Origin of the sequence: Butyrivibrio sp. NATIVEDY162, from assembly GCF_045999815.1 — a bacterium.
Classification (GTDB): Bacteria; Bacillota; Clostridia; order Lachnospirales; family Lachnospiraceae; genus Butyrivibrio.
Genome location: NZ_CP172573.1, coordinates 2,738,090 through 2,753,372 on the forward strand (window position 1 = coordinate 2,738,090; position 15,283 = coordinate 2,753,372).

13 protein-coding genes are annotated in these 15,283 nt (G+C 42.2%); all 13 read left to right on the forward strand.

Translation table 11 applies throughout. The features are described 5' to 3' along the window. Nucleotides 1-2 precede the first annotated feature (2 nt). The 13 genes from ACHCNF_RS11840 (at nucleotide 3) to ACHCNF_RS11900 (ending at nucleotide 15,272) form a co-directional block, all read left to right on the forward strand. Nucleotides 3-1,268 (forward strand): S41 family peptidase, encoded by a 1,266-nt coding sequence (locus ACHCNF_RS11840; RefSeq protein WP_408069994.1) that lies wholly within the window; start codon nucleotides 3-5, stop codon nucleotides 1,266-1,268. Between the two features lie 192 nt (nucleotides 1,269-1,460). Then, nucleotides 1,461-2,111, forward strand: coding sequence for a hypothetical protein (locus ACHCNF_RS11845; RefSeq protein ID WP_408069995.1), 651 nt, complete (start codon nucleotides 1,461-1,463; stop codon nucleotides 2,109-2,111). Further along, the gene (locus tag ACHCNF_RS11850) at nucleotides 2,099-2,962 is read left to right on the forward strand and encodes a serine/threonine protein kinase (protein WP_408069996.1); all 864 of its coding nucleotides are present in this window, start codon (nucleotides 2,099-2,101) and stop codon (nucleotides 2,960-2,962) included. The genes ACHCNF_RS11845 and ACHCNF_RS11850 overlap by 13 nt, the downstream gene beginning before the upstream one ends. Before the next feature lie 60 nt (nucleotides 2,963-3,022). Continuing rightward, nucleotides 3,023-5,017, forward strand: a complete 1,995-nt coding sequence (gene uvrB / locus ACHCNF_RS11855; RefSeq protein ID WP_408069997.1) for an excinuclease ABC subunit UvrB — start codon at nucleotides 3,023-3,025, stop codon at nucleotides 5,015-5,017. 20 nt (nucleotides 5,018-5,037) lie between these two features. Next, entirely contained in the window at nucleotides 5,038-7,917 is a 2,880-nt protein-coding gene (gene uvrA / locus ACHCNF_RS11860; RefSeq protein WP_408072234.1) for an excinuclease ABC subunit UvrA, read from the forward strand. A 205-nt stretch (nucleotides 7,918-8,122) separates the two neighbouring features. Then, nucleotides 8,123-9,115 (forward strand): rod shape-determining protein, encoded by a 993-nt coding sequence (locus tag ACHCNF_RS11865; protein ID WP_408069998.1) that lies wholly within the window; start codon nucleotides 8,123-8,125, stop codon nucleotides 9,113-9,115. Between the two features lie 49 nt (nucleotides 9,116-9,164). Further along, nucleotides 9,165-10,025 carry a flagellar hook-basal body protein gene (locus tag ACHCNF_RS11870; protein ID WP_408069999.1) on the forward strand — a complete coding sequence of 287 codons (861 nt, stop codon included), beginning with the start codon at nucleotides 9,165-9,167 and terminating at the stop codon, nucleotides 10,023-10,025. Between the two features lie 145 nt (nucleotides 10,026-10,170). Beyond that, the gene (locus ACHCNF_RS11875) at nucleotides 10,171-10,998 is read left to right on the forward strand and encodes a flagellar hook-basal body protein (RefSeq protein ID WP_408070000.1); all 828 of its coding nucleotides are present in this window, start codon (nucleotides 10,171-10,173) and stop codon (nucleotides 10,996-10,998) included. A gap of 15 nt (nucleotides 10,999-11,013) precedes the next feature. After that, nucleotides 11,014-11,391 (forward strand): hypothetical protein, encoded by a 378-nt coding sequence (locus ACHCNF_RS11880; protein WP_408070001.1) that lies wholly within the window; start codon nucleotides 11,014-11,016, stop codon nucleotides 11,389-11,391. A gap of 91 nt (nucleotides 11,392-11,482) precedes the next feature. After that, nucleotides 11,483-13,711 carry an SF1B family DNA helicase RecD2 gene (locus tag ACHCNF_RS11885; RefSeq protein WP_408070002.1) on the forward strand — a complete coding sequence of 743 codons (2,229 nt, stop codon included), beginning with the start codon at nucleotides 11,483-11,485 and terminating at the stop codon, nucleotides 13,709-13,711. Next, nucleotides 13,701-14,420: a ComF family protein gene (locus ACHCNF_RS11890; RefSeq protein WP_408070003.1), complete on the forward strand. Its 720-nt coding sequence runs from the start codon at nucleotides 13,701-13,703 to the stop codon at nucleotides 14,418-14,420. The genes ACHCNF_RS11885 and ACHCNF_RS11890 overlap by 11 nt, the downstream gene beginning before the upstream one ends. Before the next feature lie 29 nt (nucleotides 14,421-14,449). After that, nucleotides 14,450-14,875, forward strand: a complete 426-nt coding sequence (locus ACHCNF_RS11895; protein ID WP_408070004.1) for a flagellar protein — start codon at nucleotides 14,450-14,452, stop codon at nucleotides 14,873-14,875. Between the two features lie 7 nt (nucleotides 14,876-14,882). Next, nucleotides 14,883-15,272, forward strand: coding sequence for a hypothetical protein (locus ACHCNF_RS11900; protein ID WP_408070005.1), 390 nt, complete (start codon nucleotides 14,883-14,885; stop codon nucleotides 15,270-15,272). Nucleotides 15,273-15,283 lie beyond the last annotated feature (11 nt).

The window sequence follows — 15,283 nt, forward strand, 5'->3', positions numbered from 1 at the left end:
AGATGAATCAAAAAGACAATAGGGTGGGAATGCTTTTTACTGGAATGATAATGGGCTTTTTCTGTACTATTCTTCTGGCAGGACTTGCTTTTCTGGTATTTAAGATAAAGGGCACTGCTTTAGGAGCGCTTAAGAGTAATGAAACATCTACAGCTACTGAGAGTGTTTTAACTGCCGAGACTATAGAAAAGGTGAAAGTAATAGAGGAAGCGATAGGGACTTACTATTACAAGACTGAGATTGACAGAAATGAAGAGGCTAACGCGATTTACAAAGGCGTAGTTTCCTCTCTTGGAGATCCCTATTCAGAGTATTACACAACTGCTGAGTATGAAGATCTTATGTCTGATACTCAGGGTATTTATTATGGTATCGGTGCCTATGTAAGTATGGATAAAAAGACCAATCTCCCGAGAATCACAGGAACTATCAAGGATTCTCCCGCTGAAAAGATAGGTCTTAAGGCAAATGATGTTATTTATGAAGTTGCAGACAAAGATATTCAGGGAATGACTCTATCAGAGGTTGTGGGCCTGATAAGAGGAGAAATCGGAACAACCGTAAAGATCACGGTCTACCGTGAAGGAGAACCGGATTATCTTGATTTTGAGGTTACACGTGACAAAGTTGAGGCCCAGACTGTAAACACCACAATGCTTGAAGACAACATCGGATATCTTGGAATCACTGAGTTTGATTCTGTAACAACGGAGCAGTTTAAAGAGGGTATGCAGGAACTTAGATCTAAGGATATGAAAGCACTTATAATTGATCTTAGATCCAATCCCGGCGGAAGCCTCTCTGCCGTCTGCGATATAGCAAGAGAAATCCTCCCCAAGGGAGACATAGTGTACACAGTAGATAGAGATGGAAATCGTGAAGACTACGAGTGCGATGGAGAAAAAGAGATTGATATTCCTCTGGTGGTCCTGGTGAACGGATACTCAGCCAGTGCTTCAGAGATTCTCTCCGGTGCCATACAGGATTATGAAGTGGGAATGATCGTGGGTGAGACAACCTACGGAAAGGGCGTTGTTCAGAGAATATTCCCTTTTACAGACGGAACTGCAGTTAAGCTTACAATAAGTAACTACTTTACACCAAACGGTAATGATATTAATGGTGTGGGAATAACTCCTGATGTGCAGATTGCACTTGATTATGAAAAGTACAATGCCGACGGGACCGATAATCAGCTTAACAAGGCTATTGAAATTTTGAAAAGAAAAGTGAAAAATTCAGACTCTAAGCTTGATGATGCGGCATAAATGCCATTGGCATTTAATATAGTTTGACTGGTAAGAGATAAGCGCCTTTGCGGATGGAAGCAGGGGCGCTTTACAAATTTATTTTTCTGATATATATTCTTCTATGTTTTAATTCTGTATAGTAATCCGGAGTCGCCGGATATGCACATCCCATGAAAATAATAATGAGCGCACAGGAAGGAAGTGGAGATAATGGAATATTATGCGGCCACTTTGCGTGAGCCGGGTAAAAAACTTAATAATGATGGTCTGATGATAAAAGGAATTCGCAAAAGGGAGAATCAGGATACTGTTGTAATGGTGCTTAGCTCGGATAAAAAGGATGCGAAGCTAAACGATAGAATAATAAGAGCTGCTGAAAAGATGGTATATAAGGCGCAGAGAAAAGAGTGTCACAGAGCTCTTGAACAACAGCTTCATAAGCTGTTTTGTGGATTTGGAGGCGGAAGGCTCCTGTTTATAAAGAAATGGCCGGATATCATGGTTATTGTGATAAATGGAATGAATTATCATATTATGAACAATGGAGAAAACAGGGTTGTTAAAGTTGATAGATTTGATGCAGAAGAAATAGTCTGTGAAAAAGTAAGCAGTGTAAAAGGAGCCCTCAAAAGAGGAGGCTTTTGTTATATAAAGGGAAGCCTTCATGAAGGCAGTACCATAATAGCAGCCACGCCTTCATTTTTTGAGAGACAGCTTAGAAGTGATATTCATAAAAGACTGTGCCCGCAGATGTGTATTGACAGCGAAACCATGCAGGAAAATATTGAAGCACTGAAAGAACTGCTAAAAGGCAGGGGAGAGGAGAGGCCGGTGACGGCCTGCGCATTATGCATGAAGTGATTCTTGGTGCTTGCATAGGACGAGGCGGAAACGGTGAAATCCACAGGGGATATTTTAAGGAAACTAATAAAAAATGCATCATTAAAAAAGTGGGGAAAGGCAGAATGGCATACTCTCAGCTTAAGAATGAAGGCAGGATACTGAAATTTCTTGGCGAAGCAGGATTTAATGGGGCTCCTGCCCTTTATGGAGAGTGTGATGATGCTCTTATCATGGAGGAGATTTATGGAGAGGCCCTGGATCAATTAGCTGTTTACAGGATGTCTGAGTCTGAATTAAAAGCGCTTTTCATTAATATGACAAAAATAGTATCAGGACTCCATGGGATTAAGCCACCGGTTATTCATAGAGATATTAAGCCATCGAATATTATGATGGATAAGAGCGGAAGGCTTATTTTTATAGACTTTGGGACAGCTAAGATACTATATGGATTTGGGCAGGAGAATAAGGATATTAAGAGTGGTATTATGGCAGCAGGCACAAAGGGCTATGCTGCTCCTGAGCAATATGGAGGCCTTGGAAGTGAGAGTTTTCAGGCTGATATTTATCAGCTTGGAAAAACCATGGAGAAGCTTTTGGATAAGTCCTGCGTATCAGGTAGATTTGAACTTGATATGCGTAATGTGATAAGACGCTGCTGCAGACCGGATGCTTTGGAACGTTATATTAGCGCTGATGATGTAAGAAAGGATTTGCTTGGGGTCCGCACACATAAAAATTATAAAATTTTAAGAAATGTTTTTTGGATTATAAGGACAGGAGTTTTTCGTAGAAGAAGAGAAATAGCGCATGATGGCGATATTTTCATTGATATAGTCAGAACCTACGATACGATTGAGTTTTTATAGAGCATATGATAGAATTAAGAGATATCGAAAATATGTTCGGATTAAATAAGAGGAAAACTCATGGATCATTTTGAACTTAAGTCAGAATATAAGCCAACAGGTGACCAGCCGCAGGCGATTGAGAAACTGGTTAATGGATTTAAGAGCGGCAATCAGTTTGAGACGCTGCAAGGTGTAACCGGATCGGGAAAAACATTTGCCATGGCAAATGTGATACAGGCACTTAATAAGCCCACACTTGTAATTAGTCACAACAAAACTCTTGCGGGGCAGCTTTATGGGGAATTTAAGGAGTTTTTCCCTAATAATGCGGTGGAATACTTCGTATCCTATTATGATTATTATCAGCCCGAAGCGTATGTTCCTCAGACGGATACTTATATAGCCAAGGACTCAGCCATAAATGATGAGATAGATAAGCTTCGTCTTTCTGCTACCGCGTCTCTGACTGAGAGGAAGGATGTCATTGTTGTTGCGAGCGTTTCCTGTATATACGGCCTTGGCAGTCCTGATGAATTTAAAGGGATGTCAATATCATTAAGACCCGGAATGGAACGAAGCAGGGATCAGATACTTAAGGATCTGGTGGCAATTCAGTATACGAGAAATGACCTGGATATCAACAGATGTAACTTCCGTGTGCGGGGAGATACCATAGAGATTTTTCCTGCTCAGGCAGATGATTATCTTATCAGAATAGAGCTGTTTGGAGATGAGATAGACAGGATATGCGAAGTTGAGCCTGTGACAGGGACGATAAAAAATGAACTCTCTCATGTGATGATATATCCTGCATCCCATTACGTTGTGCCTCAGGAGAAGATAAATCTTGCATGCCGGAATATAGAGGCTGAGCTTGATGAACAGGTGAAGTTTTTTAAGGGAGAGGATAAGCTGATTGAAGCTCAGAGAATTGCGGAGCGCACCAATTTTGATGTGGAGATGATGCGTGAAACCGGCTTCTGCTCTGGAATTGAAAACTATTCGAGGCATCTTAATTTTGCCAAGCCCGGGGAACCGCCGCTTACACTTATGGATTTCTTTGACGGAGAGTTCCTTATAATAGTTGATGAGTCACATATGACTATTCCGCAGATAGGTGCCATGTACCATGGGGACAGATCCCGTAAGATGACACTGGTGGATTATGGATTCAGACTTCCATCTGCTCTTGATAACAGGCCGCTTAATTTTGAGGAGTTTGAGACACATATTGATCAGATGCTGTTTTGTTCTGCCACTCCCGGACCATATGAAGCAGAGCATGAGCTTTTGCGTGCAGAGCAGATAATAAGACCGACAGGACTTCTTGATCCTGAGATATCGGTAAGACCGGTTGAGGGTCAGATAGATGATCTCATCACAGAAATTAATAAAGAGACTGCTAAGAAAAGCAAGGTTCTTGTTACCACTCTCACCAAGAAAATGGCAGAAGATCTGACTGAATATCTTGCGGAGACAGGTATCAGAGTCAAGTATATGCACTCGGACATTGATACCCTTGAGAGAGCCCAGATCATTCGTGATATGAGACTTGACGTATTTGATGTTCTTGTAGGAATTAACCTGCTAAGAGAGGGACTGGATATACCGGAGATATCTCTTGTTGCCATAATTGATGCTGATAAAGAGGGATTTCTGAGGTCTGAAACATCGCTGATACAGACAATCGGAAGAGCGGCGAGAAACGCTGACGGACATGTTATCATGTATGCTGATAATATGACGGACTCCATGAAAAACGCCATAGAGATTACAGAGAGAAGAAGGAAAATACAGCAGGCATATAATGAGGAGCACGGTATTACTCCCCAGACTATCCGTAAGGCTGTAAGAGATCTGATTAGTGTTACCAAAGCTGTTGCCAAGCAGGAGGTTCAGTTTGAAAAGGATCCTGAGTCTATGGATAAGAAGGAACTCGAGAAAGTAATAGCCGATGTAGAGAAGCGTATGAAGCGCGCTGCAACGGAGCTTGACTTTGAAACTGCTGCGATGCTGAGAGATCAGATGATTGATTTAAAAAAGCACTTGCTTGAGGTTACCGGAGGAAAATAATAATGACAGATAATACACACATGACTAAAATCAATACTACGGCGAAACGCATTCTGTCTGATGATATTCATGACTATATACGTGTACGCGGTGCGAATGAGCACAACCTTAAACATATTAAGGTTGATATCCCCAGAGACACTCTCACTGTGTTTACCGGGCTCTCCGGTTCAGGAAAATCGTCTCTTGCATTTGATACGATTTTTGCAGAGGGACAAAGAAGATATATGGAATCTTTGTCTTCATACGCGAGAATGTTTCTGGGACAGATGGATAAGCCGGATGTTGAAAAGATAGAGGGACTCTCGCCCACTATTTCAATAGATCAGAAATCAACAAACAGAAATCCCAGATCAACAGTAGGAACAGTAACTGAGATATATGATCATTTCAGACTTCTGTATGCACGAATCGGTATTCCGCACTGCCCAAATTGCGGACGTGAGATTAGAAGACAGACTGTGGACGAGATGGCAGAACAGATTTTGTCTCTTCCCGTTGGTACAAGATTCCAGATTCTTTCACCGGTTGTCAGAGGTAGAAAGGGAGAGCATGCCAAGGTGCTGGACAGAGCAAAGAGAGCAGGCTTTGTTCGTGTCAGAATTGACGATAGCCAGTATGATCTTTCAGAGGAAATTAAACTGGATAAAAACATAAAGCACAATATAGAGATCATTGTGGACAGACTTGTGATAAGAGAGGACACAGAGGAGCTTAGGGGACGCCTTACCGATTCTATTGAGAGCGCTCTAAATCTTGCGGAGGGCCTTCTTACGGTTGATGTTATTGATGGTGAACCCATGAATTTCAGCCAGAACTTTGCCTGCCCTGATTGTGGAATAAGCATATCTGAGATTGAGCCCAGAAGCTTTTCGTTTAATAATCCCTTCGGCGCCTGCCCTGAGTGTACAGGTCTTGGTTATAAGATGGAGTTTGACGAGGATCTTATGATACCTGATAAATCTCTTTCTATTAATGAAGGATGTTTCCAGGTAATGGGTTGGCAGTCTTCAAGTAAAGAAGGAAGTTTTTCAAATGCGGTGCTGCGAGCTCTGTCCAAAGAATATAAATTCAGTCTGGATACACCTTTTGAAAAGCTGACACCTAAGGTCAGGGATATGCTGGTCCACGGTGCAGACAGAGAGGTTATAGTTGAATACTCCGGACAGCGCGGAGAGGGAAGATATCCCATTAAATTCGATGGCCTAATTAAAAATGTGGAGCAAAGGTACAGAGAGACCTTCTCTGAAAATCAGAAGGCTGAATATGAGCAGTATATGAGAATAACTCCTTGTCCTGCCTGCAAAGGACAAAGACTTAAGGCAGATTCACTGGCTGTTACCATCGATGATAAGAATATTTTCGAGATAACCTCCATGTCCATAGGAGAACTTCATGAATACCTCGAAGGGCTAAAGCTCACTAAACAGCAGGAATTGATTGGAGCACAGGTTCTAAAGGAAATCAGGGCAAGAGTCGGCTTCCTTATAGACGTTGGTCTGGACTATCTGTCCTTGTCAAGAGCCACAGGAACATTGTCCGGAGGAGAGGCTCAGCGAATCAGACTGGCGACTCAGATAGGTTCTGGACTTTGTGGAGTTTGCTACATACTTGATGAGCCAAGTATTGGACTTCATCAGAGAGACAATGATAAGCTTTTGAATACTCTTAAGAATCTGAGAGATTTAGGAAATACTCTCATTGTGGTTGAACATGATGAGGACACTATGAGAGCTGCGGATTATATAGTAGATGTGGGACCGGGAGCAGGTGCTCATGGTGGAGAGATTGTTGCTGCAGGTACTGCCGAAGAGATAATGAAGGTTAAGGAATCAATTACCGGGCAGTATCTTTCAGGTAAGCTCAAAATAGAGGTTCCGGACCACAGAAGAAAGCCCACCGGATGGATCAAGGTAAAGGGCGCTGAGGAGAACAATCTTAAGAATATTGATGTTAAATTTCCTCTTGGAGTACTGACGATAGTGACAGGTGTCTCAGGATCCGGAAAGAGCTCGCTTGTAAATGAAATTCTTTACAAACATCTTGAAAGAGACCTGAATAGAGCCAGGTGCATACCCGGAAAGCATAAAGGAATTGAGGGCATAGAGCAGCTTGATAAGGTAATAGCAATCGATCAGTCTCCTATAGGCAGGACTCCCAGGTCAAATCCTGCGACCTATACAGGGGTCTTTGACATGATCAGAGATTTATTTGCAGGAACGCCAGATGCCAAAACAAGAGGATATAAAAAGGGAAGATTTTCATTTAATGTAAAGGGCGGAAGATGTGAAGCCTGCGGCGGTGACGGAATTATCAAGATAGAGATGCATTTCCTTCCTGATGTATATGTTCCCTGCGAAGTGTGCGGAGGAAAGAGATATAACAGAGAAACCCTGGAGGTACATTATAAAGGCAAAAATATATATGATGTACTTGATATGACGGTTGAGGAGGCATTGCCTTTCTTTGAGAATATCAAGACAATAAAGAGAAAGATAAAGACCTTATATGATGTTGGCCTTGGGTATGTAAAGCTCGGACAGCCCTCTACGGAGCTTTCAGGAGGAGAGGCGCAGAGAATTAAGCTTGCGACTGAGCTATCAAGAGCAAGTACCGGAAAGACAATTTATATCCTGGATGAACCTACAACAGGTCTTCATTTTGCAGATGTTCAAAAGCTTGTAAAGATTCTGCATGAGCTGGTGGATGCCGGAAATACCGTGGTTGTAATTGAGCATAATCTGGACGTTATAAAGACAGGCGACTACATCATAGACATGGGACCTGAAGGCGGTTCCGGAGGCGGAACCGTAGTTGCTCAGGGAACACCGGAGCAGGTTGCAAAGTGTAAGGAATCATACACCGGAGCATATATAAAAAAGATGCTTGAGAAAAAATAAAAATTTTTTGCAAAAAAGTATAAAGTTTTTATAAAGTAGTGCCGATATATCTTATGACATGAATGTGGCATCAGAAAAATTTATTATTTGATGTTTCAAATATTGCCCTATTGGTTTATAATGCTTTATGAATTATATCTTTTAATAGTTAATGTGAGCGACTATGCGCTCTGAGCCTTATTTCCAGAAAGGGGTAATAGATTTCATGCAGTATACAGATATAGGTATTGATTTAGGAACAGCAAGTATCCTTGTTTACATCCGTGGAAAGGGTGTAGTTTTAAAGGAGCCCTCCGTGGTTGCTTACGACAGGGATACGGAGAAAATCAAGGCTATTGGTGAAGATGCAAGACTTATGCTTGGCCGTACTCCCGGCAATATTGTAGCGGTTAGACCATTGAGACAGGGAGTTATATCCGATTACAAGGTAACCGAGCAGATGATGAAGTATTTCATAACAAAAGCTATCGGACACAGAACTTTCCGTAAACCGCTCATAGCTGTATGTGTACCCAGCGGAGTAACGGAGGTAGAGCGTAAGGCGGTTGAAGATGCAACTCTTATGGCAGGTGCAAGAGACGTAAAAATTATCGAGGAGCCCATTGCAGCAGCTATCGGAGCAGGAATAGATATTACAAAGCCATGCGGTAACATGATTGTTGATATAGGCGGTGGTACTTCGGATATTGCCGTTATCTCTCTTGGAGGAACCGTTGTCAGCACATCAGTTAAAATCGCAGGCGATGATTTTGATGAAGCTATAGTCAGATATATGCGTAAAAAGCACAATCTTCTTATCGGTGAGAGAACAGCCGAGGATATCAAGATCAAGATTGGTGCTGCATATCCCAGGGCTGAGGCTGATTATATGGATGTTAGAGGACGTAACCTTGTTACAGGTCTTCCTAAGACCGTTAAGGTGTCCTCAGAGGAAACTGAAGAAGCTTTGCGCGAGACAACTGCGCAGATAGTTGAGGCTATTCACGGCGTACTTGAGAAGACCCCTCCGGAACTTGCTGCTGATATTGCAGACAGAGGAATTGTCCTTACAGGTGGTGGAAGCCTTCTTCGCGGACTTGATGACCTGATCGCTTCCAAGACAGGTATCAATACCGTAACTGCTGAGGATCCTATGACAGCGGTTGCTATCGGAACAGGTCGCTATGTAGAGTTCCTTGCTGGTTACAAGGAAATTTAATTAGCGAGGTTTCGGCGAGCTTAACACAAAACAACATAGGGGACATAATATGGTTAAAGGTCTATACACTGCGTACACAGGCATGATAAACGAACAGAAGCGCATGGATATCGAGACTAATAATCTCGCCAATGTGAATTCTACCGGTTTCAAGGAGGAACGTTCGGTCAGTCAGTCTTTTCGTGATCTTCTGGGACTGAAGATCAAGGACTATTCTGATGCGCCCTGGACAGCGAGGAGACTTGGACTCATAAATCCCGGAGTTAAGCTTGCAGGATCATATACTAATTTCGAACAGGGAGGGCTCAGACAGACAGGTCAGACCTATGACCTTGCTCTGAACAACGGACTTCCCAATGTCGACGACCAGTCAGTAAATGACAATATGGGCGCCGGCGGCAATGCTTTTTTTGCTACCTCATTCGCTTCAGATGATCCTGATGGCGGAGGACAGCTTATCAAATATACCAGAGACGGAAACTTTACCCTTACGCAGGATGGCTACCTGGTCACCAGCGAGGGTAATAATGTTCTGGATATCAATAATAATCCCATTCAGTTAGATCCAAATTCGGATTCCACAATTTTGCAGGATGGCAGAATTGTACAAAATCAAAATGTTGTAACGACGATACAGGTAGCAAGATTTGATTCTCCGCAGTTTTTGCAAAGGTATCAGGATAATGCCTTTATCATAGGAGATGGTGGCGCACAGGTGATATCTACTACTGCTGCTGAAGCTAATGCGACAGTTAATCAGGGATATTTGGAAGCCTCAAATGTAAGCGTTGTGGATGAAATGGTCAATATCATTTCTATCCAAAGAAATTATGAGACAAATTCCAAAGCTATGCAGGCAGAAGATGATACACTTGATATAGCAGTTAATCAGCTTGGAAAGATTCAGTAAGTACGGGACTTATTTTTTATGGATTATTTGCCGATATATTGATTGGCAAAGTATTGCTTTTACTTATTATGTCACTACAAAGTTGTCACGCTTATCGAGGGATTTTGCAAACTAAGTTCTGTCGAAAATCGCTAGGAGGTATTTTATGGTAAGAAGCTTATGGACAGCAGCATCAGGAATGAATGCGCAACAGACAAATGTAGACACCATAGCGAATAACCTTGCTAATGTCAATTCAGCAGGTTATAAGGCACAGAGTGCAAAATTTAAGTCTCTTTTATACCAGGAGCTTAAGACCAAGACAGTGCAGACAACAGGCTCACCGGTAAATTCGGACGTGGGACTTGGAGTAAGGGTGTCATCCATCAACCAGTTTTTTACTCAGGGTAATCTTCAGGATAATGACTCGAGCTCAGCTTTTGCTATACAGGGTGATGGATTCTTTGCGTATTCAACAGATGCCCAGGATTTAAACCAGAATAATATCAGATATACCAGAAACGGTAATTTTGTATGGGCTCTTACAGAGCAGAATACTTTGGAACTTACAACATCAGAGGGTAATCCTGTTTTAGGAATTGACGGTAACCCTCTCGTGGTAAATGATGAGACTGTGAAGGCAACAGATATTACCTGTGATGCAGAGGGTAATTTGTATTATCTTGATGCTAACCAGAACAGGGTGGATATAGGAACAATAGCTCTCTTCCAGTTCAGAAATGCTGAGGGCCTTGAGAGAGTTGGGGATACTAGCTTTATGCAGACAATGGCCAGCGGTGAGGCACTTCCGGAAGCTACAACAGTAGGTATCAGACGAAGCACTGTTGTTCAGGGGTATCTGGAGGGATCAAATGTTAATGTTGCAACCGAGATGGTTAACCTTATTGTTGCACAGAGAGCATATGAGATGAACTCAACAGCTATCACAACTACCGATGAGATGATGCAGACAGCTAATGGACTTAAGAGATAAGTGAGGATATAAAATATGGCAGTTGATATGAATTCCATAAACAGTTTATCGGGGATTTCGCAATATGCCAGCAGCCAGGCTGCTTCTGACAGGATTAATTCTGCTGCGTCAAAAGTCAGAAAAATTGAGACTGAGGAAGATAAGGCACAGGTTGATAAGGAGCTTATGGACGCCTGCAAGCAGTTTGAGGCGTACTTTATGGAGCAGATTTATAAAGGCTACGAGAATACTGCGAAGGTTTTCAGTAAAGATGAGTCAGGTTCTATGAGCAAGATGGTAGATTATTTTAAGGACTTAACCATTCAGGATATTGCATCTACAGGAGCAGATACCCAGAGCACGGGGCTTGCTCAGATGTTATATGAGAACATGAAAAGGAATTACAATTTGTAATAATCCTTGGCGGAGCTTGATGCTCAAAAAACAGATATTTAATGCGAATACAGATATCGGCTTATCTGATATCTGTATTTTTTTGAGGATAATGATGGAAGTAAAGGGATATATAGATCATTTCATATACAGAAGCCCGGATAAAGCTTACGGAGTTATGGTCCTGGTAGCAGATGGCGAGGAGATAACCTGTGTAGGAAGCTTTATCGATGTTGACGAAGGGGATACCCTTATAGTCGAAGGAGAGATGACGGAGCATCCGGTATATGGGGAACAGATTAAGGTTAAAGGGTATCAGATTTCTGTGCCTGATGATACGGAATCAATGGAGAGATACCTTGGCTCAGGTGCTATTAAGGGCATCGGAGAGACCATGGCCAGGAGGATTGTAAAGAAATTCGGAGCGGAGACCTTCAGAATAATAGAGGACGAGCCGGAAAGGCTGGCGGAAATAAAAGGAATAAGTGAAAAGAAGGCTAGAGATATAGCAATTCAGCTTGCGGACAAGAGAGAAATGCGAGATGCATTTGTGTTCATGTCCGGATATGGTATTACCGGCAATATGTCCGTAAGGATATATGAAAAATACGGTGCACAGGTGTATAAGATCTTAAAGGAAAATCCGTACAAGCTTGCAGACGATATAGAGGGCATCGGATTTAAGACAGCGGATGAGATTGCTTCACGTGTTGGAATCAGTGTGGATTCTGATTACAGAATACGAAGCGGTATTTTGTATGTGTTGGTGGAAGCATCAGCTGATGGTCACAGCTTTTTACCAAAAGAAGAGTTGCTACAAAAATGCACACAGCTTCTTGGGGTAGAGGCTGAGCATATCGCTCTTATGATGGATAATCTTATGGTGGAGAGGAAGCTTATCTATCGCGGAGATAACGAAGTTTATGCTTCATCATTTTTTTATGTGGAACAGGCAATAGCAGTAATGTTAAAAGAGCTTAACCTACAGGTGTCTGCAACTCCTGAGGAGGCGCTTCTTGATAGAATAAAGGGAATAGAAAAAAGGCGTGGGATTGAGCTTGATGACCTGCAGAGAAAGGCAGCCGCTGCAAGTGCAAAGAATGGTGTAGTAATAATAACAGGTGGTCCGGGAACAGGAAAAACAACAACCATTAATACCATAATAGAGTATTACGCTGAAGAACAGATGGAAATAGTGTTGGCTGCTCCCACGGGAAGAGCTGCCAAGAGAATGAAGGAAGCAACAGGATACGAGGCATATACGATACACAGACTTCTGGGAGTGGGAGGCGGAGGTCTATCAGATGATAAAAGTGACAGAAGCAGAATACATTTTGAGAAAAATTCGGATAACCCTCTGGAAGCTGATGCAATAATTATTGATGAGATGTCCATGGTGGATATGCATTTATTTTCAGCTCTTTTAAAGGCTGTTATCCCCGGAACTCATCTCATACTTGTGGGTGACAGCTCTCAGCTTCCAAGTGTGGGACCCGGGCAGGTTCTGCATGATCTGATTGGAAGCGGGCAATTTACTACGATCACTCTTCAGAAGATTTTCAGGCAGGCAAAACAGAGTGACATTGTTATGAATGCCCATAAAATCAAGGATGGCAATCCGATTAAAATGGATAATAAGAGCAAAGATTTCTTTTTCCTTAAAAGAGATAATTCAGATGTCATCTATAAGCATATGATAGAACTCATAAGGGACAAGCTGCCGGGATATGTAAAGGCTTCCAGCAGTGATATTCAGGTTCTTACACCTATGAAAAGAGGACCTTTGGGCGCGCAGACCCTGAATGCCATATTGCAGCGATATTTAAATCCTGCGGAAGAGCACAAAAAGGAATATGTTCACGGCGAGAGAGTCATCAGGGTTGGTGACAGGGTCATGCAAATTCACAACAATTATCAGGCTGAGTGGGAGATCTGTGGAAAGTATGGCATAGTGACGGAAAAAGGTCTGGGAATTTTTAATGGTGACATGGGGGTTGTCGCGGACATAAATACCGCTATGAAGGAACTTATAGTGGAGTTTGATGAGGGAAGGCGCGTAACATATCCGTTTTCGGAGCTTGATGACCTTGAACATGCTTATGCCATAACCATACATAAGTCACAGGGATCTGAGTACCCTGCTGTTATATTGCCTCTTCTTGGAGGACCGCGGATGCTTCTTAACAGAAATCTGTTGTACACTGCCGTGACCAGAGCGCAAAGATGCGTTGTGATATTAGGTAATGAAGAAACCGTCAATACCATGATAGAAAATGAGGAGCAGCTTAAAAGATATACAGGCCTTAAGGACAGAATAATGGAGGTAATGAGTGCAGATTGAGGAATTAAGAGAGGGGGTTATTTCGATTCTCTATCCTCGAAGATGCCCTGTCTGTGATGACATAGTAGGGCGCGGGAAAGGACTTGTTCATCCTGAATGTAAAAAGATAATAAAACCTGCGGGGAGAATCATCTGTATGAAGTGCGGAAAGCCTCTTGCTGATGCGGAGAAAGAGTACTGTCCTGATTGTGAAAAGATAAGCCATGACTATGACAGAGGCTTTGGTATTTTCAGATACAGAACTATTTCCGGTTCCATATACAGATTTAAATATTCAGGGAGACGTGAATATGCAGATTTCTATGCTGAGAGTGCAAAGCGTTATCTTGGAGAGGCTATAAAAAGTATGGGAGCTGATGCGATAATCCCGGTTCCCATGTATAAGAAAAAGCAGAGAAAACGCGGATATAATCAGGCAGAAGAATTTGCCCTTGCGCTGGGAAAAGCAGTTGGCATACCTGTCAGAAATGATATTGTTTACAGAACAAGAGATACGGTTCCAATGAAGCTTCTTGATGTATCACAAAGGCGCTCAAATTTGAAAAAGGCTTTTAATATATATGAAAATGATGTAGAATTTAAGTGTATTATCCTTGTTGATGACATTTACACGACCGGCAGTACTATTGATGAGCTAGCCAGGGAATTTCGAAGACATGGAGTGAAAAGGATATTCTTTGTAACGCTTGCAATAGGCCAGGTGGTGTGAAAATAACCACTGCAAAATAGGAGGATATCATGAGTAATATTCGTAATTGTTCCAGATGTGGTAAGATGTTCAATTATGTCGTAGGTGAGGTTATCTGCGACAATTGCAAGAAGGAGATTGAGGAGAAATTCCAGCAGGTCAAGAAGTATATTGAAGAGAACCCTGGAAGCCGCCTCAAACAAATATCAGAGCAATGCGAGGTTTCCACTAAGCAGCTCAAGAAGTGGATTTTGGAGGAGAGGCTTATTTTTGCCGAGAATTCACCTATCCAGATTACTTGTGAGAATTGCGGAACCCGTATAGCTACAGGAAGACTTTGCGCTAAATGCAAAGCAACGGTTACTAATGCACTAAGTAATACAGTTAAGGAACGCCAGCAGGCTCTTGCTGCTGAGATTGCCAAGAAGCAGACTCCAAAGAAGCCGGATGCAGGTATGAAATTCCTTAAGACCTGAGGATGCTATGTTAAACGAGGAGAGAGTTATCCTGATGACCAGGATGGCTGCTTACGAGCAGCATGAGGGGAAAAAGAATAACGCTATAAATTCGTACTTTCGCAGCGACTATGTCGGATTCCAGGTACTGAAGTCCATTATCAGTGCCACAGTGGTTTATCTGATACTGGTCGCTGCATATGTGATGTATCATTTTTCTGATGTACTTCAGGATATTTACAACACGGATATTGCGTGGGCAGCCAGAAAATATCTGGCTTATTATGTTGCGCTTGTAGTCGTGTACTCAGTAATATCATACATCATTTATTCCATACGTTACGGAAAAATGCGTAAGAATATGAGAGCATATTTTTCCTGCCTTAAGAAGCTGGGAAGAATGTATGAAAAGGAATAGGGGAAATGACA

Excerpts from the sequence above, each read along its gene's own strand:
- ACHCNF_RS11840 (WP_408069994.1), top strand. The coding sequence starts at position 3 with ATGAATCAAAAAGACAATAGGGTGGGAATGCTTTTTACTGGAATGATA.
- ACHCNF_RS11845 (WP_408069995.1), top strand. The coding sequence starts at position 1,461 with ATGGAATATTATGCGGCCACTTTGCGTGAGCCGGGTAAAAAACTTAAT.
- ACHCNF_RS11850 (WP_408069996.1), top strand. The coding sequence starts at position 2,099 with ATGCATGAAGTGATTCTTGGTGCTTGCATAGGACGAGGCGGAAACGGT.
- uvrB (WP_408069997.1), top strand. The coding sequence starts at position 3,023 with ATGGATCATTTTGAACTTAAGTCAGAATATAAGCCAACAGGTGACCAG.
- uvrA (WP_408072234.1), top strand. The coding sequence starts at position 5,038 with ATGACTAAAATCAATACTACGGCGAAACGCATTCTGTCTGATGATATT.
- ACHCNF_RS11865 (WP_408069998.1), top strand. The coding sequence starts at position 8,123 with ATGCAGTATACAGATATAGGTATTGATTTAGGAACAGCAAGTATCCTT.
- ACHCNF_RS11870 (WP_408069999.1), top strand. The coding sequence starts at position 9,165 with ATGGTTAAAGGTCTATACACTGCGTACACAGGCATGATAAACGAACAG.
- ACHCNF_RS11875 (WP_408070000.1), top strand. The coding sequence starts at position 10,171 with ATGGTAAGAAGCTTATGGACAGCAGCATCAGGAATGAATGCGCAACAG.
- ACHCNF_RS11880 (WP_408070001.1), top strand. The coding sequence starts at position 11,014 with ATGGCAGTTGATATGAATTCCATAAACAGTTTATCGGGGATTTCGCAA.
- ACHCNF_RS11885 (WP_408070002.1), top strand. The coding sequence starts at position 11,483 with ATGATGGAAGTAAAGGGATATATAGATCATTTCATATACAGAAGCCCG.
- ACHCNF_RS11895 (WP_408070004.1), top strand. The coding sequence starts at position 14,450 with ATGAGTAATATTCGTAATTGTTCCAGATGTGGTAAGATGTTCAATTAT.
- ACHCNF_RS11900 (WP_408070005.1), top strand. The coding sequence starts at position 14,883 with ATGTTAAACGAGGAGAGAGTTATCCTGATGACCAGGATGGCTGCTTAC.